This is a genomic window from Gluconobacter sp. DsW_056, assembly GCF_002153595.1.
Lineage (GTDB): Bacteria > Pseudomonadota > Alphaproteobacteria > Acetobacterales > Acetobacteraceae > Gluconobacter > Gluconobacter albidus.
In genome coordinates, this window is the sequence record NZ_JOPF01000041.1 from 1 (window position 1) to 525 (window position 525).

Below are 525 nucleotides of genomic sequence, written 5' to 3' on the forward strand. Positions count from 1 at the left end.
TAGGCTCAGGACTCATAGCCAGAAGATGATGGTTGCAGCGAGGCAGATGGTGGAGAAGAAGACATTCGGGCATCTGTCATAGCGCGTTACGACCCGCCGCCAGTCCTTGAGCCTTCCGAACATGATCTCGATGCGGTTGCGGCGTTTGTATTTCCGCCTGTCGTATTTGACGGGTTTTCCGCGGGATCTCCGTCCCGGGGATGCAAGGCCTGATCCTTTTTTCCTCCAGGCCATCCATCATCCGCATGAAAATGCCCATGTCGTCCCAGCGCTTCCAACGGTTGTAGAGCGTCTTGTGCGGACCGTATTCCCGGGGCGCATCACACCACGCAAGCCATTACGGTTCACAAAAATGATCCCGCTCAATACTTGACGGCCATCAACGCGAGGTTTGCCGTAGCTCTTGGGAAAGAACGTCCGCAGACGGTCCATCTGTTCGTCCGTCAGCTAAAACAGGTCGCTCATCTTCAGTCTCCTCAAGGAGCCTGAATCAAAATTCCCTACAAAAATCAATAGGTCCTGAGC

1 pseudogene is annotated in these 525 nt (G+C 54.1%); it reads right to left on the reverse strand.

From position 1 onward, the window contains the following. Positions 1–12 precede the first annotated feature (12 nt). Positions 13–432, reverse strand: a pseudogene (locus tag HK22_RS14850) (transposase). Positions 433–525 lie beyond the last annotated feature (93 nt).